A 20,915-nucleotide genomic window follows, 5' to 3' on the forward strand; every position below is an offset into this window, starting at 1 on the left:
ATGAAAACCTCGAGATTGGCCCAAACGTCCCCCAGCGTCGTCATCCCAGGGCGAAGCAGGAGCGAAGCGACGTCGCGAAGACCCTGGGATCCATGCCGTGACTTCTATGCGCTGCGACGGTGCAGAACCTCGTGCAGGAGGGATAAGAAGTGAAAGGGATTGCGACAGAACGGCGTCAAATCTGCCTCGTTGCATTCTTCGGCTGATGCAACGGCATGGATCCCAGGGTCGCGTCCGCTCCGCCCTGGGATAACGAAGCCGTAAAGGACCGCCGCGAACCTAAGCGCCGCGGCCCTCTTGGGCGACGCGTGTCAGCGGCTTCGACAGGCGCGGCACCACGACGAGCCGCTTGATCTTGCCCTTCTTGTAGGCGGCGAGAAAGCGGGCATAGTCCTTGAAGACGACGCAGCCATTGGATTCGGCGCGCCCGCCGCGCAGCATGTAGGTGTGGGCGAGCAGGCCGTCGCGGCCATATTTGTTGCTGCCGCTGGCAGGGGTGAGACGCAGGGCCTCGACGCCATGGAAGCGCGATTCCCGCAGCGTCAGATTGTAGGTGTCGGGCGGCGTCGGACCGACATTCTTCTTGTGAACGTAGCGCGGCTGGTCGACCATCGCGCCCAGTCCCGAATGTGCCTCCAGCCGTGAGCCGTCGGGCATATAGACGGTCTTGGCCGAGATGTCGTAGACGGCGACGCCGCTGCCCATGTTGGGCGTGGTGAACAGGTTCCTGAAGGCTCCGCCGAGTCCGCCGGAAGGCAAGTCGGGCTTGGCATAGGCCAGCATGTCGCCGCCCTGCGTCTTCGACCGTTTGCCCGGCTTGCCCGACACCGCCGGCACTGCCGCTTGTGACGAATTGCGCGGCGACAGGCTGCCGGGTAGCGTCTCGACCGGCGGAGCGTCGGCCGTCTGGACCTTGCTCGCCCTGGATGCCTGGGCCCTGGATTTCTGGGGCGGCTCCGTTTTTGCTGCCTGGGCCTTTGATGCCTGATCCTTTGGCGCCCGGTCTTTCGAGGCTTGAGCCTGGGGCGCCGGCTCATCGATGTCCGCCTGCGGACGCAGCGTCGGCAGCGGAACGCTGTCGGGCATGTCGTCCTGCGGCGGCAGCGAGGCCAGTTGGACCTCAGGCTCTTGCGGCTCTTGCGAAGCTGCCGGCTCGCTTGCCACGACGGCTGCCGGGAGCACGTCGATCATCTGCTCCGGCAAAGTATTCGCCAGCGCCAGAGCCAGGCGCGACGAGCGTTCGATCTCCGCCACCTCCGGCCCGAAGCGCACCGATGCCGGGCCGTTCGGGTCGGGAATGCGTACCGGCTCGGCGAACCGGGCGGCGGCCGGCAGGCTTGCGAGCATGACGGGTGAGCCGGCACGGGCAAAGGCGGCGGCAAGCTTTTGCGGCGACAGCCCTGCTTTGGCCACCACGTCGTCGAAGCTCGATTGCCGCGATGCATCGGCGACGAGCGGCACCGTATTGCGCTTGAGACGCGCCGATTTTCCCTGGTGGACGAAATTCGACGCCGACCGCAGGCAGTTGGCATCGCACCCGTGCTGCAGCAGCTTGGCCGACAGCGCTGCGTTTGCTGCGGCCCATGTCGGGGCCTGCGCCTTTGCAAGGCTGCGGCGAGGATCGGCGAGCGCGATCGTGCGCGGCGCGAGCAGGCTTTGCGGGAGACCGTTGGAAGCGGCGGTGAGCGAGGTTCCCATCGAATAAAGGCCGGCCAAGGTCGCCACCGACCATAAAGCAATGGCTGCGCCGACGGCCGGAACCGCGACCCAGCGCAGGCCGGGCCTCATCGAAGTCAATCCAGTTGCAGGACTGTCACCCCGGGTTTTCGCACTTACAAACGCCATTCAACCACTCTCAATCGGCCGATGCCGGCTAGCGGATTTCGCAGCCGTGACATTCACAGTTCGCCTGGTGCCCCCAGCACGCTTCGCGTCTGTTGCCGATTGATTCAAAAGATGGACAAAGTTGGTTAACTAATCCCTCTACCGACCGCCGATTGGGCGACGGTCACACCGAAAAACGCCCTCCAAAACCTGCATAGTTGGCAAAACTGCCCTCCAATGATGACTTTGCTGCCCGTTTTTGTCGGCCGAGTCAAGAAAGCGAAATGACTAGACCTTGCTGGGCGGAGTCGGCCATGGCTGCGAAAGTGAAGCCGGGCCGACCAGAATCTTGCGGCCGGCAGCCACCGTCATCAAGCCCCGGCGTTCGATCAGAACGGCGATTATCGACCCGGCACTTGTCGACCTGCCACTCGGGCGAATGAACGATTAACGTCTGAGAATTCGGGACAGCGGCAAGATGTTTGCCGCGCAGCAGCTGAATGTCGCCAAGTGCCGGAGCGGGATATCCAACACCTAGACCACAGCCACCACTATGTGAGCCTGAATTTTGGCAGTAACCTTGCCGCTGCCATGCCTGCCTGCAATGGCGGCTGCGGCATAGTCGGTTGCAGAGTCCAGCTTCCCCGCCTCTCTGGCCTCGATTTCGTTGCGAAGGAGAGTGCCCTGGCAATAAGCAACGGCCGGAAGGCGCGGCGAGGAGGCACGGCTTTGTTCGGCTCTCGTCTCGATCACCACACCGGAAAAACCTGCGTCCTCCAGCTCGCCACGGATCAGTGCCGTATCGTGGTAGCCATGCGGCGTGCGTGCCAGAAAGCGCGGCGGATCGTTCGGAAAAATCCTTGCGAGAGCATTCGTCACATCGTCGGCAAACACGTTCTCCTCGATGCGATCCCATACGCTGAATAGAAAATGTCCTCCGGGCTTCAGGACTCGCCGGGCTTCGCGGTAGGCAGATGAGCGGTTGGGAAAGAACATCGCGCCGAACTGACAACAAACGAGATCGAAGGCCGCATTTTCAAACGGTAGCGCCAGAGCATCCGCCTGACGCCATTTGATGCGATCGTCGGGAGCTTGCCGCGAAGCGGCGTAGTCGAGCATCGGCTGGTTGAGGTCGGTTACGACATAGCTTGCACCGGGCGACAGTTTTGGCGCCAATGCGCGGGTGACAACCCCGGTGCCCGCGGCGGTTTCCAGAACGGCGCTTGGCGACAAGGACGCTGCTCGCCGTGCAAGATCTGCGGCGAACGGCTCGAAAATCAACGGCACCATATAGCGGTCGTAGTTTTCCGGAATTGAGCCGGCGAATACCTTGTCCGTTTCCAACATTGCTATCCCCCGCCGTCCGTTTGATGGCTCGTCAGCATAGCATGGAATTGTTTGCTATTCGGTCGCATTCGACCGGGAGGCGGTTCGCTCCCGGAAGCTCCGAAACGCCGTGCTGCAATTATCTGCATATGTGTTAATATCTTGTGGTCATGCGCATTGGTGCGTGGCCAAACATAAAATGGGAGGATGCGATGAAAACCATAAGTCGCAGGTCTGCAATCGCGCTTGGCGTGACGGCGGCAGCGGTGACGCCTTTGTTCACGCTGGCGGCTGCTGCAAAGGTCAAGAAATACGGCCCGAAGGAAGGCAAGGAAATAGCCCCCGGCGTCAGATTGGTCGAGGTCGGCACCGGCAATTCCGATATCCCCGCTTACAAGAGCATCTCAATTGTCGACATAGTCTTTCAGCCCGGAGCAGCCGCCCCTCAAATGGTGATGGACAACGACATGGTGTGCACCATTGCTGCCGGTGAATTCACGATCAAGAAGGCGGACAAGGAATTCAAGCTTAGGGAAGGTGACGTGTACACCTGCTCCAAGGGCAAGACCGACGAGGCAGCCAACACCAGCAAGGTAGTCGGCATCCACCGCATCGCCGTCTTGATACCTGCCTAGCGCATGCCAGCGAAAACCGGCCCGTGTCCTCGTCCGGACGCGGGCCTTTTGATGAGGTGCGTGCTTATGAGGACGTTTCTGCCTCCGCCCGCTTTGCAGGTGTGCGCTATATTAGAAATCACGCAAGTTTCTGGATGACTGCAAACCGGTCTGCCGGCCTGCAGTGGCGCCCCTGCATCGCCGCATTCGCAGGCCGGCACCGCGCTGGGCGTTTGGCTTCACGAACCGGCGCGGTGCTCCTCCCGAGCTGCCTCCCAGACCTCGCGCGCCGCGTCTGCGTTCAGCGCCGCAATTCCGAGGCCGACGATCAAATCCGGCCATGCCGAGCGCCATAGGAAGGCAGTTATCAACCCGGCCAGTATGATCGCGATGTTGGCGACGGCGTCGTTGCGGGCCGAAAGGAATGCCGCCCTGGTAAGACTGCCGCTGTGACGGCGGTAGCGCGCCAGCATGTAGGCGCACGACAGGTTGACCGCCAAGGCGCCCAACCCTGCCAGCGTCAGCGCTGCCGGCTGCGGCGGCACCGGCATGTTGAACTTTTCCCACGCGGTCCACAGCGTCGCCAGGCCGGGCACCAGAAGGATAAGCGCCAGCGCCATGCCGACCCGCGAGCGGGCACGCAGCGACCAGCCCATGGCGAGCAGTATCAGGAGATTGACCGAGGCATCTTCCAGAAAATCGACGCTGTCTGCGAACAGCGACACCGAGCCGATCGCCAGCGCCACGGCGAATTCGATGCCGAAGTAACCGAGATTCAGCAGCGCGACGACGAGCACCACCCGGCGAAGGCCGTCCGACGTAATGGCTTGCTGCATAGTCTGTCCCGATGTGACGCCGTTAATGTTGTTGCTGGCCGTCCCGTTCCTCGACGGTCTCGATCTCCCAGGCTTTGAGGCCAGCCTAGGCCGAACATGGCACGCCTGTCACCAAAACACCTGCGAGCCAAAACAGGATGGTCACCCTGTTTTGGGCGTGCCCTCATGCGCGCCGCTCGTCAGGCAAAGCCGGGAACCGGCTTGGTCTTGCCGCTCAGTTGCGCGCCCAATGTCAGCGCCTGCGGGAAATTCCGGACGATCGCCGCCATCACGGTGGCGCTGCCGGGGCGAAGGGCAATTCCGGCAATAGCAGCGGCAGCGTAGACCCGGGTCGAAAACAGTCTTCTCCAGGCCGCCTCGTAGCGTCTGGCGGCGGCCTCACGCCCCGCTTGTCCACTTGGCGCGGATGCGAGTTCGCTAGCCAGCAGCCAGCCGGACTGAAGCGCCATCGAGATGCCCTCGGCGATAACAGGATGAGACTCTCCGGCTGCATTGCCGACCCGGAAGATGTCCTGTTCGTAGCAGGAGCGAATTCCCGGCCGGATCGGACCCGCGGCAAGCCAGGGATCATCGAGGTGCGCCGGTTCCAGGGCGCCTCGCACGCCCCGGCATGAATTCATGAGATGGCGCGAGACCACATCGGCGGCTGACACATGGCTCCGGTGTTCGGGATCATGTTGTTTACGCAGCCGCGCGAGCACATCGCGGCGAATGCAGCACGAGATCGACAACCGTCCATGATCCGCCGAGACCATGCCGCCATAGCCGCCGGGAAAAGCCAGCAGAGGCATCAAATCCGGTGCGAGCGACGACCCGGTGAAATGCGCCTTGAAGCCGAGCAGGTCCGACGGCCGATTGGTCTTTGCGAGCTGGCTGGGTAATGGTCCCGGCTCCCAGGAGCCGTGTGCGGCGACAATCACCGGCGCACGCAACATCACCGCTTCATCCCCGACCTGAACTCGTACACGCTGCATCTCACCATCCCGGTCGATGGCGACGGCGCGGCAGGGCTGGAAGATTTCGACGCCCACCGATCGCGCCGCTTGTAGAAGCAGAGAGTCGAGAATGTCCCGGCCGAGCGCCCGGCCGAAGCCGTCTTTCGCACGAGACCCAGCTCCCGGACGTGGCATAGCCGCCTCGACGCAGGTCTCGCCGGAAAACAAACCGACGCGGCGGATTTCGGGGCCGGCATTGGCACGCCAGGCATCGCCGATCTCCAGCTGGTCGAGAAGCGCAAGATTGCTTGCCGAGATGTATTCGCCGCAGACCTTGCGGCGCGGAAATGCGGTCTTCTCCACAATGGCCACGGCCCATCCGCGCCGGGCCAGCGTGAGCGCGACAGATGTGCCCGCCGGGCCGGCGCCTATGATGATCGCATCATGGGTCGACAATCGCGTCATGGCTCGTCACTGACGCTGGCGCCGACGAAGATATGGGAAAACAGGCCAGCGCGCCGTTCCTCGACCGGTTTGCCGTTGGCCGCAAGCCAGAGGCCGGAAAGCTCGCGGCCGCGAAAGCCGGCACGCACGCTCTGAGCCGCGTCGTTTCGTGTGACGTCGTTGGCGCCGATTGCCGGGAGAAGACGGGTCGCGGCCAGCGCCAGTTTCGCCCGCAGCGGCTCTGTCGCGATGAGCAACGGGGCTTTCGGCCTGATCAGCGAAAACAGACGCACGAGCTGTGCATCGTCGAGATGATGCAGAAACAGATTGACGGTGATGGCATCGAACCGCGCGCCCTCGATCTTTCCTGCCCAATCGAAGATATCGGCGGTGACGCCTTCGGCCTTCCATCCCAGCCTGTCGAAATCACCGCGCAGTTGCGCCGTGACAAGGTCGACGCGGTCGAGCATTACCAGTTCGACCCCGGGCCAATGCCTGGCCATGCGCCGCGCCACCGCCAGCATGAAGGAACCATCGCCGGCGCCGATTTCCAGGATGCGGCGTGGCGGCGTTGGCACGAACCTCCTGAGCAACGACGTCACGATCGGCGCCTGAAACATCAGCATATTGATGCGACGAAGGTCGCGGCGGGCGACAAGCGCTCGCCGATCGTCGGCCGCAAGTCCGTCGAGGATTTCCGGCGCAAGCTGCCGACGCTCCAGGCCGCTCATGACACCGTTCGAAAGAGCATGGTTTCCGCCGTCAATCCTGGTCCGAACGACATGCCGCAACCGAGCAGGCCGGGTGGCGCCTTCAACATCTCCTTCATCACGAACATGACGGTCGCGGACGACATGTTCCCATACCGGCGCAACACCTCGCGCGATGGGTCCAGCGCGGTGGACACCAGTTTCAGGGCCCTTTCGACGGCGTCGAGAACCGAACGTCCACCCGGGTGCACGGCCCAAAGGTCGATGTCTTCCGCCGATCGACCGCCGAGGATGGCGGCCTGGTTGCTCCGCAACGCTTCATGAATCGCTGCCGGAACCTGGCCGGAAAGAACCATTTCGAAGCCGTGGTCGCGAATGTTCCAGCGCATCAGGTCCCGCCGCTCCCTCGCCACCAGACAGTGAAAGCTATCCAGCTCGATGCCGGCCGGCTCGGCGGTCACGAGCGCGGCCGCGCAGCCGTCACCCCAAAGGCAGAACGACAGCAGTTTTTCGAGTTCAGTGGTTTCGCGCAAATGCATCGTGCAGAGCTCGACATTGACCAGCAGGACCTTGGCCTGCGGGTCGGAGCGAACGATGTGGCGGGCCAGTTTGAGGCCGTTGATTGCCGCGTAGCAACCCATGAACCCGATCATCGTGCGTTCGACACTGTCCGGCAGCCCGCAACGGGAAACCAGTTCGAGATCGATGCCCGGCGCCGAAAAGCCGGTGCAGGTGGTGACGATCAAATGGGTGATGCGGGAAGCGTCGTCGCCAAGCTGCAATCCGTCGATGCCCTTTTGCGCCAGAACAGGTGCTGCATCGTCGAACATTGCCATTCTCATGGCCGTTCCGGGAAACGCACCGCGGATGAAGGTCCCCGCCAGGTCGGCGGACGGTCCCTCGGGGTCGGACGCCGGCGCAAAGCAGGAATAGCGGTGCTCGATGCCGGCAACATCGGCCATGCGTTCGAAGATCCTCCGGCGATCGGCCGCGAGCATCGAGGCCGCAAAACGCAGGTAGAATTGATGAACCTCGTGCTCCGGCACCGCTGTCGCGATCCGGTTGATATAGGCCTTGACGGGCATATTCTGTCTCCTCGGCGTATGCACGGTGTGCCGCCGGAGGGTCTTTGGTTATTGACACCGATGTCGAACACCGGATTGAGCTGTTCGATAAACGTTTCCGGAAACTGATTTCTTCCCGAAGGTTCAGTACGTGCTGTTGGCAGGCAAACGGTTGGAGCCGGCGGGCGGTTGCGTCGGGCATCCAAAATCGCCACATCATGTTGACCTTCCATCTACTGGAAGGTCTATTACCTCCGACAAAGGAGATTTCCGCCATGAACATCGGCGTCGCATCCGAAAAATCCGGCCTGCCGGCCAAGACGATCCGCTACTACGAGGATATCGGGCTCTTGCACCCGGCTCGGACAGGCAATGGCTATCGCGATTACTCGACGGCCGATATTCACCGGCTGCGCTTCCTGCAGCGCTCGCGAAGCCTGGGGTTTTCGGTCGACGAATGCCGCCAGTTGCTGTCGCTGTACCAGGACAGGGAACGTGACAGCGCCGACGTGAAGGCGATTGCGAAAGCCAAGCTGGTGGAGATCGACAGGAAGATCGCCGAACTGGTCGGACTGCGCGGCTTGCTCCACCATCTGGTCAGTCACTGCCACGGCGACGAGCGGCCGGATTGCCCGATCATTGACGAGCTGGCGGGACAAGGCATGGCGCAGTGAGGCTCGCAGCTGCTGCAACAGTGCTGCCGCTTGCCTGCGTCTCTGTCGTGCTCGCCGCCGCCCATTCGGACCGTGATGCGATCATTGAAGCTCGCCAGACCTCGATGAAGGAAATGGCCGAGGCGGCAAAGACGATCGCCGGGATGTTCGACGGCAAGCGGGCATACGACGCCGCAGCCTTCAGGGCGGCGGCCGAGACCATCCGCGCCCGCACCGGCCCTGCCTTGATTGCCGGATTCCCCAGCGCGACGTTGGGTGCGCCTTCAGGCGCCAAGCCGGATATCGACCCCGCCCGCGCGGAGTTCGAAGCACTGGCTCGTCATATCGAGACGCTGGCCCGCGCTCTGGCCTCCGACGCCGAGCGGGCGCCGCCGCGCATCACCGACGACATGAGAATGGGGTCCGGCCTGGCGATGGGCGGTGGCAGCCTGCTTGGCAAGCGGCCGGGGCCGGCGGAAGCCGATCCCGCCAGCATTCCCGCCGAGCACCTCCTGCACCTTATCCTGCAGGATTGCTCGAGCTGTCACTCGAAGTTCCGGCAAAGGGTCGAGTGATGGCCAGCTGGACGCCAGCCGGCAAGATTCGACCATCGGTCCTGGGTCAATTTCTGCGCCTAGTTGTGCCGCCAGATCTTGTATGCCGAAATAACCAGGATTGCGGCCAAGATTGGCAAGAGGACTTGCTCCGGCACAATGCCGAGCAGCAAGCCCCCGATGAACGTTCCGACAATTGAACCCGCTGCCATGACAAGCAAGAACGTCTTGTTCCTGCCGATCACTGAAAAGCTTTGATCCCGGCTGTAGCGGGTGAAGCCCACGAGCATGGTTGGCAAGCTCACCGCAAGCGACAGAGAGCCCGCCAGCTTAATATCGGCGCCGAACAGGAGAACCAGTGTCGGGATAAGAAGCTCGCCTCCTGCCACGCCTAGCAGAGATGCCACGATGCCGATTGCAAAGCCGGCAATGATGCCGGCGACGATCAGTGCCGCACCACTGAACAGCGGTTTGCCTGTCGCGCTCGGATCGTGACCAAAGACCAGAACGATAGCGATCAACACCAGCAAACCGGCAATCACCCTGTAGAGCGTTTGCGACTTCAATTTCGTTGCCCATCCTGCTCCGAACCAAGCGCCTAGAAGGCTGCCGGTCAACAGATTGAGTATGATCGGCCATTGCGCCGCGACGGAAGGCAGCGGCACCGCCGCCGCTCGGAACGGCAATGCCGTGGCGACGACGACCAAACTCGTCGCCTTGTTCAGGATCACAGCTTCGAGGGCGGCAAAGCGAAACAGGCCAATCAGGAACGGAAGGCGGAACTCTGCCCCGCCAAGCCCAGTCAGTCCACCAAGCGAACCGACGCCAGTTCCAATGATAAAGGGAAAGATTCCACGTCGAATTGTCATCCGCCCATATGCTGCGAAGGCATCGAAGTTTTCAACCAGCGCGACTTTATACGTTCCGCTCTGGATTACTCAGCAGTCCATTCGAAGTTCCGGCAAAAGGTCGAGTGATAGCGTCAGCTCCGCAGCTGCTGATCCGCCATGAAACTGCGCCAGCCGCCGAAATGCGAGATCTCCTTTGCATCGGTGAGGCCGGCACTTTCGACGAGGAAGCCTTTTGGCGACGTTCCATCGTCGAGCAGAAGCGTCCCGATGCCAAGCGGCGGCGGGATCGCGGCGACGAAGCGCCCGAAGGCTTGCGGCGAGAGCCGCCAGACTTCGACCTCGATCGCTGTCCCCTTGCCATTGCAGGTCCGCTCGAGCCCCGGTCGCGGCACCGACTGGCCGGCAAGCGCGTAAAGCCGGTAGAGCGGCGCCGTTCTCGCAGCCCGCGCGAACATTGCGCCGAGCTGCTGCAGCTGGCCGTTCAGCGCCATGCCCGATAGATGCGCGCCGACCACGGCCAGCTCGATCGTGCCTTCATCCACGTCCGCGCGAGCATTGCCACGCGGCGGCAGCGGCCAGCCGGTAGCGCCCAGCGAAAGGCCGCTTGCCGCATGCACGTCGCGCGCAAGCGACGCCGTCAGATGGTCCTTGCCCGCCGCGGCAAGCAAGGTGACGCTCATCGGCAAACCGTCGCTACGAGTTCCGCTCGGCACCGAAATGCCGCACATGTCGAGCAGATTGACGAAGTTGGTGTAGGTGCCGAGCCGGCTGTTGGTGACGATAGGGTCAGCCAACACCGCTTCAACCGTGTAATGCGTCGGCGCGGTCGGCACGCAGAAAAGATCGACCGAGGCGATGACCGGCGCCAGCTTGGCCTTATAGCCTTGCAAGGCATAGAGCTCGTTGAAAGCGTCCGCCGCCGAAAGCTTTCGCGCACCGCCGATGATCTGCCGCGTCACCGGATGCATGGCCGCCTCGTTGGCTTCCATGAAGTCCTCGATCGCGGCGTAACGCTCCGCCACCCAGGCGCCCTCGTAAAGCAGATTGGCGGTGGCGTAAAAATCGCCGAACGGGATTTCGACCAGCCTGCAGCCCAGCTCTTCCAGCGCGGCAAGAGCGGCCTCGAAGCCCGCCTGCATCGCCTGGTCGCCGAAGAACGTCCAGTCGGCCCTGGCCGGCACGCCGACCGTCAGCACCGGCGGGCGCGCGGCAAGGGCCTGAATGGCGAAGTCGCGCGAATAGGGATCGGCGTTGTCCTTTGCCGCCGCGATCTCGAATACCCTGTAGGCGTCGTCGACGGTGAGCGCGAACACCGAGACGCAGTCGAGTGTCCGGCAGGCCGGCACGACGCCGGCGGCCGACAGCGCGCCGACGCTCGGCTTCAGCCCGATAATGTTGTTGAGGCCGGCGGGTATGCGCCCCGAGCCGGCGGTGTCGGTGCCAAGCGCGAACGAGACGATGCCGCGTGCCGTCGCCACGGCCGAGCCGCACGAGGAGCCGCCCGGCACCAGTTTTGGATCGATCGCGTTCCTCGGGATCCGATAGGGCGTGCGCACGCCGACGAGGCCGGTGGCGAACTGGTCGAGATTGCTCTTGCCGACGACCAGCGCGCCGGCGGCCTTGAGGCGTGCGACGACGTTGGCGTCTTTTACCGGCAAGTAGGCATATTCCGCACATGCTGCCGTCGTCGGCATGCCGGCGACATCGATGTTGTCCTTGACCGCGAATGGTACGCCCCACAGCGGCTTTGACACGGGGTCGAACGGGCCGAGCTTTTCTGCTTCGGCAAGCATCTCCGCCCTGCTCGCCAGATGAATGAAGATGCCCGGATCGTCTGCTGTCGCGAGCCGCGCATGGATCGTATCGATCACCTCGCCGATGCCGACGCCGGCCTGATAGGCGGCGTGCAAGCTCGCTATATCGAAGCGGATGTCGCTCATTTGGCCTCGTCCAGAATGACTACCGGCAGGTTCCACTGGATGAGTACGACGCAGCCGTCTTTTGTCCACACCGAATGCTCGGTTCCGACCGGGTTCAGGACCACGCTGCCCGCGGCATAATCGCCGTTCTCGTCGCTCTGTGTGCCTTCCAGCACGATGATCGTTTCCAGCCCGGCATGGCGATGGCGCGGCACGCCGGCGCCCGGCCGGTAGTTCAGGATCGCCACCGACGGTTCCGTCGGTCCGCCCTTGAGCAGCCAATGCACCGTAATGCCATCGCGGAAATGCTCGAACGCCAGGTCGCGCCAGCCCCCTTGAATGAGAGCCCGGTATGCAATGTTAGGCATTGGAAATTCCTTCGAGCACCTGATCGGTCGTTGCGGTCCAGCCGACGATGGCGCTCTGCGCCCTGATCATGGCCAGCGCGGCCGCCTTGAACTCCGGAAAATAGCTCTCCGTCGCATCCTCGGCGAGCAGGCATTCATAGCCGCGGTCGTTGGCCTCGCGCATCGTCGTCTGCACGCAGACCTCCGTCGTCACTCCGGCAAAGACCAGTTGCTGTGCGCCGAGCCGCTTTAGGTCGTCGTCGAAGCTGGTCGCATAGAACGCCCCCTTGCCGGGTTTTTCGATGACGATCTCGCCGGGCAGTGGCGCAAGTTCATCGAGGATCGCCGTTCCCGGCTCGCCCACGATCAGCACGCGACCCATTGGACCGACGTCGCCGATCCGGATCGATGGGTTGCCGCGGTTGCGCTTGGCCGGCGGCAGATCCGAAAGGTCTGCCTTGTGGCACTCCATCGTGTGGATCACCGGCAGGCCGGCGATGCGGAACCCCTCGATCAGCCTCTTCACCGTCGGCACAATCGCCGTGACCCGGCTGACGTCGTTGCCGAGGCTGGCGCCGAAGCCGCCCGGCTCGGCGAAATCGCGCTGCATGTCGATGACGACCAGCGCCATCGTCTCAGGCTTGAAGGCAAACGGAAACGGCAGTGCCTCGATCTCCGCCATCAATGATGTCCCGCCATATGCTCGCCGATCGTCTGCACGCTCGCCTGCGCGATCGGCGTCTCGTAGACCAGCGCACCGTCCGACATGACGAAGATGCGGTCCGAAAGTTCAAGCAGTTCGTCGAGGTCCTCCGACATCAGAAGCACCGCGGCGCCGGCATTGCGCGCCTTCATGATACGGGCGCGGATTTCGGCCACGGCGGAGAAGTCGAGGCCGAAACACGGGTTGGAGACGATCAGAAGATCGACTTCGCCGGTCAGTTCCCGCGCCAGCACCGCGCGCTGCACATTGCCGCCCGACAGCGACGAAATCGGCGAAGCGAGCGAGGCGGTCTTGACCTTGAACTGTTCAACCAGGCGCGCCGCGTAGTCCCTGATCGCGCTCATCCTGACCCAGCTGACCGGCTTGCCGGCCTCGTCGAGGTCGAAGGTCCGGAAGGCCATGTTTTCCGCGACCGTCATCTTCGGTGCGCAGGCATTGCGCAACGGTTCCTCCGGAATGAAGCGGACATTGAGCGTGCGCGCCTCGCTGCGGCTGGCGCCATAGGGCGAGCCCTTCACCAGAATGTCGCCGGCATTGCGCGCCCGCTGTCCGGCAAGGACTTCGAGAAACTCCTTCTGGCCGTTGCCGGAGATGCCGGCAACGCCGACGATCTCGCCGGACTTAACATCGAGTTCGCCGATGTCGATGGTTTTCAAGCCGGTGCGGTCGGGCGCCTTCAGCGACTTCACCGTCAGCACCTGCCGGGCTCCGGCCGGCACCGGAGCACGACTGTCGAGCGCTGAAATCGGCTGGTCGCCGATCATCATCGCCGCCATCTGCTTGTGGGACAGGTCGGAGACCTTCCCGGTTCCGGTCAGTCTGCCCTTGCGCAGCACCGTGATGTCGTCGGCAAACGCCGTCACCTCGTGGAATTTATGCGAGATCATCAGCACCGTAAGGTCGCCGCTCCTTGTCATGTCGCGCACCAGCCCAAGCACCTCCTGCGCCTCGCCGGGAGTGAGCACCGAGGTCGGCTCGTCGAGCACCAGGAAACTGCGGCCGAGATAGAGCTGCTTGATGATTTCGAGCTTCTGCTTCTCGCCGGCCGCAAGTTCGGCCACCTTGACGTCGAGCGGCAGCTTGAACGGCATACGCTGCATGAATTGCGCAAGTGCGGCGCGCTCCTTGCGCCAGTCGATGACCCCGGGCACCTTCTCGCGCGAGACAACCAGATTCTCCGCGCCGGTCAGCGACGGGACGAGCGTGAAATGCTGATAGACCATGCCGAGCCCTAGCGCCGAGGCGTCCTTGGGACTGGCGATCGCGACCTCGCGGCCTTCGACCAGCATGTCGCCGGCGGTCGGGTGATAAAAACCCATCATGCATTTGACCAGCGTCGACTTACCGGCGCCGTTTTCGCCGAGCAGCGCATGGAACGATCCCGCCGGCACCTTTATCGAGACGTCGTCCAGCGCGGTGAAGGCGCCGAAGCGTATGGTCATGCCGATGGTCTCGACGCCGACGGCTTTCTTGGCTCCGCTCAAGATCGTGTCCTCACGGCAGCTGCGCGACGAAGGATGCCGAGTTCGACACCGCGCCGAACACGCCGCCCTGCATCTTGATCATCTTGATCGCGGCAAGATGGTTGCCGTAATCGGTCGCGCCGCAGCAATCCTCCAGCATCACGCATTCGAAGCCGCGATCGTTGGCCTCGCGCATCGTCGTGTGGACGCAGACATCGGTGGTGATGCCGGTCAGCACGATGTTTTCGATGCCGCGCTGGTGCAGGATCAGTTCGAGGTCGGTGGCGCAGAACGAGCCCTTGCCCGGCTTGTCGATGATCGGTTCGCCCACCGCCGGATAGAGGTCGGGGATGATGTCCCAGCCGGGTTCGCCGCGCACCAGGATGCGCCCGCATGGTCCGGGGTCGCCGATGCCGGCATTGATGCGGCGCGAGCGCCAGCGCTTGTTGGCCGGCAGGTCGGCGAGATCGGGCCGGTGGCCCTCGCGCGTGTGGATGATGGTGTAGCCCTTGGCCCGCATGGCTGCGAGCACCGACTTGATCGGCTCGATCGGCGCCCGCACCAGCGAAAGATCGTAGCCCATATGATCGACATAGCCGCCCGGCCCGCAGAAATCGGTCTGCATGTCGATGATGATCAGCGCCGTATTGTCTGGCCGCAGCTCGCCATTATAGGGCCATGGATAGGGATCGGCATCGATGTAGCGCTGGGTGATCTCGGCTCTGGCGTTCATCGGAAAAACTCCAGTTATTTGGTGATCGACAATTCGCCCGGCGCGCCGGCAAGCGAGCGGCTCGGCGACGAGGTGGCGATCATGATGATGAGCGTGAGGATGTAAGGCGCGGCGTAGAAGAGATAGTAGCCCTGCGTCACCCCGACCGATTGCAGTGCCGGGCCCAGCGCGCCCGCACCGCCGAACAATAGTGCCGCGGCAAAGCAGCCGAGCGGATTCCAGCGCGCGAAGATGACCAGCGCCACCGCCATCAGCCCCTGCCCCGACGAGATGCGTTCGGTCCAGCTGCCGGGATAGTAGAGCGACAGATAGGCGCCGCCGATGCCGGCGAGCGCACCGCCGACACCTGTCGCAAGCAGGCGCACGGTGTTGGGATTGAGGCCCATGGCGCGCGCCGCATCGGAGCTGTCGCCGACGACGCGCACGATCAGGCCGGCGCGCGTGTTGCGGAAGGCCCACCACAGGAACACGGCAAGTGCCGCACCGATCAGGAACAGGATGTTGACGCTGAGCGCCGCCTGCACCTGCGGGATATCCGACCAGCCACCGAAGGCGATGGCCGGCAGGTCTGGTGCCGAGGGCTGGATGAACGGCTTGCCGAAGAAGAAGGCGAGACCGGAGCCGAACAGCATCAGCGCGATACCGATGGCGATGTCGTTCACCCCGCGGAATTTGCAGATCCAGCCGTGGAACAGCCCGAAGCAAAGACCGGCACCTGCGGCAGCCAGCAGGCCGAGCCATGGCGAGCCGGTCATCACCGCGACGGCGTAGGCAGTCATCGCACCGAAGACCAGCGTGCCTTCGAGGCCGAGATTGATGCGGCCGGAGCGCTCGGTGATGGCTTCGCCGAGCGAGACGAAGATAAAGGGCGTCGAAACGCGGATGGCGCCGCCGAGAATGGCGAGCGGCACGCCCCACAGGCCGATCTCGGTCGCGTCCATCAGGAGCCCCTCTTCCACAGATCGGGATTGAAGACCTTGAAGCGGCCGTAGAAAGTTTCGCTGAACAGGATGACGACGAAGAGCATGCCTTGCAGCACAAGCACGGTGGCGTCGGGGAGGTCCATGCGGCGCTGGATCAGCCCGCCGGAAGCGCCGATGCCGCCGAGCAGGAAAGCGACCGGGATGATGGCAAGCGGATTGTGGCGGGCGAGCAAGGCGACGAGGATGCCGGTATAGCCGTAGCCGGCGGCGAGCGAGGCGTTGGCGCTGCCTTGCACGGCGCCGACCTCCAGCATGCCGGCCAGCCCGGCAAAGCCGCCGGCGAGCCCGGTAAAGCCGACGATCAGCGGCCCGACGGCAAGCCCCTGCACCTGGGCCGCCCTGACATTGCCGCCGGCAATGCGGGCGGCAAACCCCCAGCGCGTCTTTTCGATCAGCAGCCAGGACAGGACGCAGGCGACGATACCGAGGACAAGGCCCCAGTGCACGTCCATGCCTGGAATGTTGCCGATGGGGTAGGCATCCGCCAGCGGCTCGGTCGAGGGTTTGTTGAGCGAGGCCGGATCGCGCAGCGGCCCTTCGACCAGATGGTTCATCAGCGCGATGGCGATATAGGCCATCAGCAGGCTGGAGATGGTTTCGTTGACGGCGCGGTAGTGGCGAAGTGCGCCGACGGCACCGATCCAGATGCCGCCGGCGACCACGCCCGCCACGCCCATCAGCAGGATGACCAGAAAAGCCGGCGCGCCATTCACTGCCACGCCGATGGCGGCGGCGGCAACGCCGCCCAGCACGATCGCGCCTTCGCCGCCGATGACGACAAGGCCAAGTCGTGCCGGCAGCGCCACGCAGAGCGCTGCCAATAAAAGCGGTGCTGCCCGCGACAGCGAGTTCTGGATCGAGAACCACGAGCCGAAGCCGCCACGCCACATCGTCTCGTAGAGTTGCACCGGCGATTTGCCGACCAGCGCGATAAACACGCTGAACAGCGCCATGCCGACGATCAGCGCCGCGAGCGGTATGACGAAAGCTTCCGCCCGCCGCGCCGCCCATTCGAGCGCCGCCGGATAATTCCTGGCGCCAAACAGCGCCGGTGCGCCCGCAGTGCCGACCGTGTCTGCCATGGCCCGTCTCCGATCCGGTTCAGGCGGTCGAACCGACGACGCCCTCGACCAGGTAGTCCATGCTTTCGAGTTCGAGCGCGGTCTCGACGAAGGCTTGGCCCTCGGTCGCGACGACGACGCCTTTGTTGCTCTTCAGCGGACCCTTGATGACGGAAAATCCGCCTTTCATCATTTCGGCCAGCGTGCCGTCGAACTGCTTGCGGGCGGCATCGCCGACGGCGGGGCCGAGCGGGCTCATCTTGACGAAGCCGTCGGCCAGGCCGCCGCGCGTGAAATTGGGCAGCGGCGTGCCGGCCACCAGATCGTCGACGAACATCTTGTAGACCTTGGCCCAGTTCCATTCCGCGCCGGTCAGGTATTTTTCCGGCGCCAGCGGGCTCTGGTTGGCATGATAGCCGCAGACGAAGGCGCCACGCCCGGCCGCCGTCTCGACCACCACCTTGGGGCTGTCGACATGACAGGTGATGACGTCGGCACCCTGGTCGACCAGCGCATTGGCGGCCTCCGCCTCCTTGACCGCCAGTGACCACTCGCCGGTGAAGATCACCTGGCAGGTGATGGTCGGGTCGACCGAGCGCGCGCCGAGCAGGAAGGAATTGATGTTGAGCAGCACCTGCGGGATCGGCTTTGCCGCGACGAAGCCGAGCTTCTTGGTCTTGCTGGTGTGACCGGCGACGACGCCGTTAAGATACTGGCCCATGCCGATATAGCCGAAATAGGAACCGGCATTCATCGGATGCTTGTCCTTGTTCCACATGCCGCCGCAATGGCGGAACTGCACGTCGGGAAATTTCGCGCACATGGCGAGCATGTGCGGAAATAGCCGAACGAGGTCGGGAAGATCAGCGACGCACCGTCGAGATTGATCATCGATTCCATCGTCTTCTGGACGTCGACCGTCTCCGGCACGTTCTCCTCTTCGACCACGGAAATGCCTTCAATCCCCTTCAGCGTGGCGGCGCCTTCGGCATGCGCCTGGTTATAGCCGTAATCGTCCTTTGGCCCGACATAGATGAAGCCGACGGTGGCCGTCGCGGCGAAGGCCCTGATGATCGGAAACGATGCGGACGCAAGGCCGAGCGCCGCGCCGACGGCGGAGGTCTTGAGCAGCTCGCGACGGCTAAGCATGAATCTCTCGGACATTGAATGCTCCCTCTATGGGGCCTTTGGGGCCGGTTAACACCTCAATGAGAGAAGTGCATGCAATCAGCATGCCAGTTTCAGAAATTGGATTTATTCAGCAATATCAATGAGCGTGCCGATGTGGACTGCACAAAGCCGGAGCAATTGCATACACTTTTTGCCTTCAAAATCGCCAATTTGACATGAAGGCTAAAACATAGGCATACAGAGCTGCGGAGGAATCGAAGCCGGTGAGTGGCTTACGGCTCTAGCGAAAAGACTGGACGGAGGAGACGTGTCGGGAAAGCGCAATTTGATCAGGTCGGGCACGACCGTCGATCAGATGGTGAGGGCGATCAGCGACCGGATCGTCACCGGTTTCCTGCGTCCCGGCGAAAAACTCGACGAAGCCTCGCTCGCCGCCCGCTTCGACGTCTCACGCACGCCGATCAGGGAAGCGCTAAGCCGGCTCAGTGCCATGGGACTGGTCGAAAGGCGGCCGAACCGCGGCGCCACGGTCGCCGTGGTGACGCAGGAGCACCTCGCCTCGATGTTCGAGAGCATGGCCGAGCTTGAAGCGATCTGCGCGCGCTTCTCGGCCGAGCGCATGACGTCCGGCGAGCGCCGCACGCTGGAGGCCGAGCACCAGGCCTCGGCGCGCTTGGTGCAGCTCGGAGCCGAAGAAGAGTATGAGCTTTTCAACACCCAATTCCATACCCGGCTCTATCGCGGCGCCCACAGTAAGCACATTTATGAACTGACCGTCATGACCCGCGGCCGGCTGGCACCGTTCCGGCGCGCGCAATTCATGCTGCCCGGGCGGCTGGCCCAGTCCTGGCAGGAGCATGACGCCATCGTCACCGCAATCATGCGCGGCGACGGTGCGGCCGCCGGAACAGCCGCCAAGGACCATGTCTCGATCGTCAGCGAGGCAAGCGCCGTCTTCGCCATCGGCGATCGCCCCAAAGGCAAGGCCGAACCGGTCCCGACATCGGCTTCCTAGAGCATTTTGCAGCCAAGTGAATCGCTTGGCGTCGCAGAAATGCGGCTAAACAAACAAATAGAGCGGGATGGCCGTTGAACGCATCCCGCTCTAGCCCTCAATCGACCAGCACGGCGACCACGGCAGCGCAGTCGCCGGCCTTGACCAGCCCTGGAAAATGCCGCGCCGCCAACAGACCGGACATTTTGCCCCGGATCTCCTGCGGAGCGCCGCCGGTGCGGCCTATGGAATGGATGCGTGCCATCACCTGGTTTTCTACCACCGGCTCGCCGAGATCGATCATCGTTTCGATCATCCCGTCGTCCTCGGCGAACGAGAAGCAATCGCCGGACGGCATGTCGAGCCAGCGGGTTGGCTGCATCTCGACCGCGCCGGCGACGATGCCGGCATGGCGCAGCACGTTGAGCACGCCGCGCCGCGCGATCCGCACCGTTTCGGCGCGCGAAGTCCCGCCGCCGCCGAGCTCTGTTGTGATGAACAGCTTGCCCATCTCCTCGGCGGCAGTGTCGAACATGCCGACCGCATCAATCTCCAGCATCTTCATCGACCAGGGCGCGGAGAACGCTTCGACCGCCGCGAACCCTTTCGCTTCCAGCACCTTGTCAGGCCGAATGTGGGCGGCGCAGAACGGCACGAAGTCGAGCGTCTTGCCGCCGGAATGGAAGTCGAGCGCGATGTCGGTGCGAGGCAGAAGTTCGCGCTGGAAATAATCGGCGATCTTCTCGGTCACCGTGCCGTCGGGCCGGCCGGGAAAGCTGCGGTTGAGATTGCCCTTGTCGATCGGCGAGGTGCGGGTGCCGGCGCGGAACGCCGGATAATTCATCGCCGGCACGATGATGACCGTGCCGCTGACGTCTTTCGGGTCGAGCGTACGGGCGAGGTCATAGAGCGCCAGCGGCCCCTCGTACTCGTCGCCATGATTGCCGCCGGTCAGCAATGCGCTCGGCCCCTTGCCGTTGCGGATGACGCAGATCGGGATCATCACCGATCCCCAGGCTGAATCGTCGCGGCTGTAAGGCAGGCGCAGGAAACCGTGCTGCACGCCGTCGCGCTCGAAATCGACGGTCGGCGTGATCGGTGACGGGCGAAGGCTGGACATCGGGCTCAATTCTTCACCACCAGTTTGCGCGGCACATTCGCCAGGCACTCGACGCCCGTCTCGGTGATCAGGATGGATTCGGTGATTTCCAGGCCCATCGTCTCAAGCCACAGGCCGGTCATGAAATGGAAAGTCATGCCGGGCTTCAACTCGGTGCGGTCGCCTGGGCGGAGGCTCATCGTGCGTTCGCCCCAGTCCGGCGGATAGCTAAGCCCGATCGGGTAGCCGGTGCGGTTGTCCTTGACGATGCCGTATCTCTTCAGCACCGCGAAGAAGGCGTTGGCGATGTCCTCGCATGTGTTGCCGGGCTTTGCGGCGGCAAGTCCCGCCTCCATGCCTTCCAGCGTCGCCTTTTCGGCATCGAGGAATTCCTGCGTCGGCTTGCCGAGGAAAACGGTGCGCGACAGCGGGCAGTGATAGCGGTTGTAGCAGCCGGCGATCTCGAAGAAGGTGCCCTCGCCCGATTTCATCGGCCGGTCGTCCCAGGTCAGATGCGGCGCCGACGCGTAGGCGCCCCAAGGCAACAGCGGCACGATCGCCCGATAGTAGCCGACCCTCGCCACGGCCCCCCGCCGCGCGGGCGAGCTTAATTAAGGCGACACGTCGGATTTTGGGAACTCCGCTGTAAT

At 63.5% G+C, this 20,915-nt stretch carries 19 protein-coding genes and 2 pseudogenes; 4 read left to right on the forward strand and 17 right to left on the reverse strand.

Annotated features, from left to right (window positions below):
• Positions 1-279: 279 nt before the first annotated feature.
• Both NKJ35_RS22990 and NKJ35_RS22995 read right to left on the reverse strand, forming a co-directional pair.
• Positions 280-1,788 (reverse strand): tlde1 domain-containing protein, encoded by a 1,509-nt coding sequence (locus NKJ35_RS22990; RefSeq protein ID WP_352649655.1) that lies wholly within the window; start codon positions 1,786-1,788, stop codon positions 280-282.
• Between the two features lie 570 nt (positions 1,789-2,358).
• Positions 2,359-3,171, reverse strand: a complete 813-nt coding sequence (locus NKJ35_RS22995) for a class I SAM-dependent methyltransferase (RefSeq protein WP_352649656.1) — start codon at positions 3,169-3,171, stop codon at positions 2,359-2,361.
• A gap of 191 nt (positions 3,172-3,362) precedes the next feature.
• Between NKJ35_RS22995 and NKJ35_RS23000 the strand changes: the two genes are divergently transcribed.
• Positions 3,363-3,785, forward strand: a complete 423-nt coding sequence (locus NKJ35_RS23000; protein ID WP_352649657.1) for a hypothetical protein — start codon at positions 3,363-3,365, stop codon at positions 3,783-3,785.
• A gap of 218 nt (positions 3,786-4,003) precedes the next feature.
• Here NKJ35_RS23000 and NKJ35_RS23005 read toward each other — a convergent pair whose 3' ends face one another.
• The 4 genes from NKJ35_RS23005 to NKJ35_RS23020 all read right to left on the reverse strand — a co-directional run bounded on the left by NKJ35_RS23005 (position 4,004) and on the right by NKJ35_RS23020 (position 7,774).
• Positions 4,004-4,600, reverse strand: a complete 597-nt coding sequence (locus NKJ35_RS23005) for a cation efflux transmembrane domain-containing protein (protein WP_352507109.1) — start codon at positions 4,598-4,600, stop codon at positions 4,004-4,006.
• Positions 4,601-4,779: 179 nt separating this feature from the next.
• Positions 4,780-6,000, reverse strand: a complete 1,221-nt coding sequence (locus NKJ35_RS23010; RefSeq protein WP_352649658.1) for an NAD(P)/FAD-dependent oxidoreductase — start codon at positions 5,998-6,000, stop codon at positions 4,780-4,782.
• Positions 5,997-6,710: a methyltransferase domain-containing protein gene (locus NKJ35_RS23015; protein WP_352649659.1), complete on the reverse strand. Its 714-nt coding sequence runs from the start codon at positions 6,708-6,710 to the stop codon at positions 5,997-5,999. Before NKJ35_RS23015 ends, NKJ35_RS23010 begins: the two co-directional genes overlap by 4 nt.
• Positions 6,707-7,774 carry a type III polyketide synthase gene (locus NKJ35_RS23020; RefSeq protein ID WP_352649660.1) on the reverse strand — a complete coding sequence of 356 codons (1,068 nt, stop codon included), beginning with the start codon at positions 7,772-7,774 and terminating at the stop codon, positions 6,707-6,709. Before NKJ35_RS23020 ends, NKJ35_RS23015 begins: the two co-directional genes overlap by 4 nt.
• A gap of 254 nt (positions 7,775-8,028) precedes the next feature.
• On the opposite strand from NKJ35_RS23020, the gene cueR reads away from it, so the two are divergent.
• Positions 8,029-8,427 (forward strand): Cu(I)-responsive transcriptional regulator, encoded by a 399-nt coding sequence (gene cueR, locus NKJ35_RS23025; RefSeq protein ID WP_352649661.1) that lies wholly within the window; start codon positions 8,029-8,031, stop codon positions 8,425-8,427.
• Entirely contained in the window at positions 8,424-8,981 is a 558-nt protein-coding gene (locus NKJ35_RS23030) for a cytochrome c (RefSeq protein ID WP_352649662.1), read from the forward strand. Before cueR ends, NKJ35_RS23030 begins: the two co-directional genes overlap by 4 nt.
• Positions 8,982-9,040: 59 nt before the next feature.
• Here the strand turns inward: NKJ35_RS23030 and NKJ35_RS23035 are convergent, their stop codons facing one another.
• The 9 genes and pseudogenes from NKJ35_RS23035 to NKJ35_RS23075 all read right to left on the reverse strand — a co-directional run bounded on the left by NKJ35_RS23035 (position 9,041) and on the right by NKJ35_RS23075 (position 18,205).
• Positions 9,041-9,829: a sulfite exporter TauE/SafE family protein gene (locus tag NKJ35_RS23035; protein ID WP_352649663.1), complete on the reverse strand. Its 789-nt coding sequence runs from the start codon at positions 9,827-9,829 to the stop codon at positions 9,041-9,043.
• A 113-nt stretch (positions 9,830-9,942) separates the two neighbouring features.
• A complete protein-coding gene (atzF, locus tag NKJ35_RS23040) occupies positions 9,943-11,751 on the reverse strand; it encodes an allophanate hydrolase (RefSeq protein ID WP_352649664.1) in 1,809 nt (602 codons plus the stop codon).
• Positions 11,748-12,098 (reverse strand): cupin domain-containing protein, encoded by a 351-nt coding sequence (locus tag NKJ35_RS23045; protein ID WP_352649665.1) that lies wholly within the window; start codon positions 12,096-12,098, stop codon positions 11,748-11,750. Before NKJ35_RS23045 ends, atzF begins: the two co-directional genes overlap by 4 nt.
• Positions 12,091-12,759, reverse strand: a complete 669-nt coding sequence (locus NKJ35_RS23050) for a cysteine hydrolase family protein (RefSeq protein ID WP_352649666.1) — start codon at positions 12,757-12,759, stop codon at positions 12,091-12,093. Before NKJ35_RS23050 ends, NKJ35_RS23045 begins: the two co-directional genes overlap by 8 nt.
• On the reverse strand, positions 12,759-14,243 hold the full coding sequence (locus tag NKJ35_RS23055; protein WP_352649672.1) for an ABC transporter ATP-binding protein: 1,485 nt from the start codon (positions 14,241-14,243) through the stop codon (positions 12,759-12,761). The genes NKJ35_RS23050 and NKJ35_RS23055 overlap by 1 nt, the downstream gene beginning before the upstream one ends.
• A gap of 52 nt (positions 14,244-14,295) precedes the next feature.
• On the reverse strand, positions 14,296-14,997 hold the full coding sequence (gene biuH / locus NKJ35_RS23060) for a biuret amidohydrolase (RefSeq protein WP_254819471.1): 702 nt from the start codon (positions 14,995-14,997) through the stop codon (positions 14,296-14,298).
• A 14-nt stretch (positions 14,998-15,011) separates the two neighbouring features.
• The gene (locus tag NKJ35_RS23065; RefSeq protein ID WP_352475668.1) at positions 15,012-15,938 is read right to left on the reverse strand and encodes an ABC transporter permease; all 927 of its coding nucleotides are present in this window, start codon (positions 15,936-15,938) and stop codon (positions 15,012-15,014) included.
• The gene (locus NKJ35_RS23070; RefSeq protein ID WP_352649667.1) at positions 15,938-17,062 is read right to left on the reverse strand and encodes an ABC transporter permease; all 1,125 of its coding nucleotides are present in this window, start codon (positions 17,060-17,062) and stop codon (positions 15,938-15,940) included. Before NKJ35_RS23070 ends, NKJ35_RS23065 begins: the two co-directional genes overlap by 1 nt.
• Before the next feature lie 19 nt (positions 17,063-17,081).
• Positions 17,082-18,205, reverse strand: a pseudogene (locus NKJ35_RS23075) (BMP family ABC transporter substrate-binding protein).
• Between the two features lie 322 nt (positions 18,206-18,527).
• Here NKJ35_RS23075 and NKJ35_RS23080 point away from each other — a divergent pair.
• Positions 18,528-19,187, forward strand: a complete 660-nt coding sequence (locus NKJ35_RS23080) for a GntR family transcriptional regulator (protein WP_352649673.1) — start codon at positions 18,528-18,530, stop codon at positions 19,185-19,187.
• A gap of 97 nt (positions 19,188-19,284) precedes the next feature.
• On the opposite strand, the gene doeB is transcribed toward NKJ35_RS23080, so the two are convergent.
• Together doeB and NKJ35_RS23090 are read right to left on the reverse strand one after the other, a co-directional pair.
• Positions 19,285-20,286, reverse strand: a complete 1,002-nt coding sequence (doeB, locus tag NKJ35_RS23085) for a N(2)-acetyl-L-2,4-diaminobutanoate deacetylase DoeB (RefSeq protein WP_352649668.1) — start codon at positions 20,284-20,286, stop codon at positions 19,285-19,287.
• Positions 20,287-20,291: 5 nt separating this feature from the next.
• A pseudogene (locus NKJ35_RS23090) lies at positions 20,292-20,837 on the reverse strand (M24 family metallopeptidase); the annotation flags it as partial.
• Between the last annotated feature and the right edge of the window lie 78 nt (positions 20,838-20,915).

Origin of the sequence: Mesorhizobium sp. M0136 (assembly GCF_040322515.1) — a bacterium.
Lineage (GTDB): Bacteria > Pseudomonadota > Alphaproteobacteria > Rhizobiales > Rhizobiaceae > Mesorhizobium.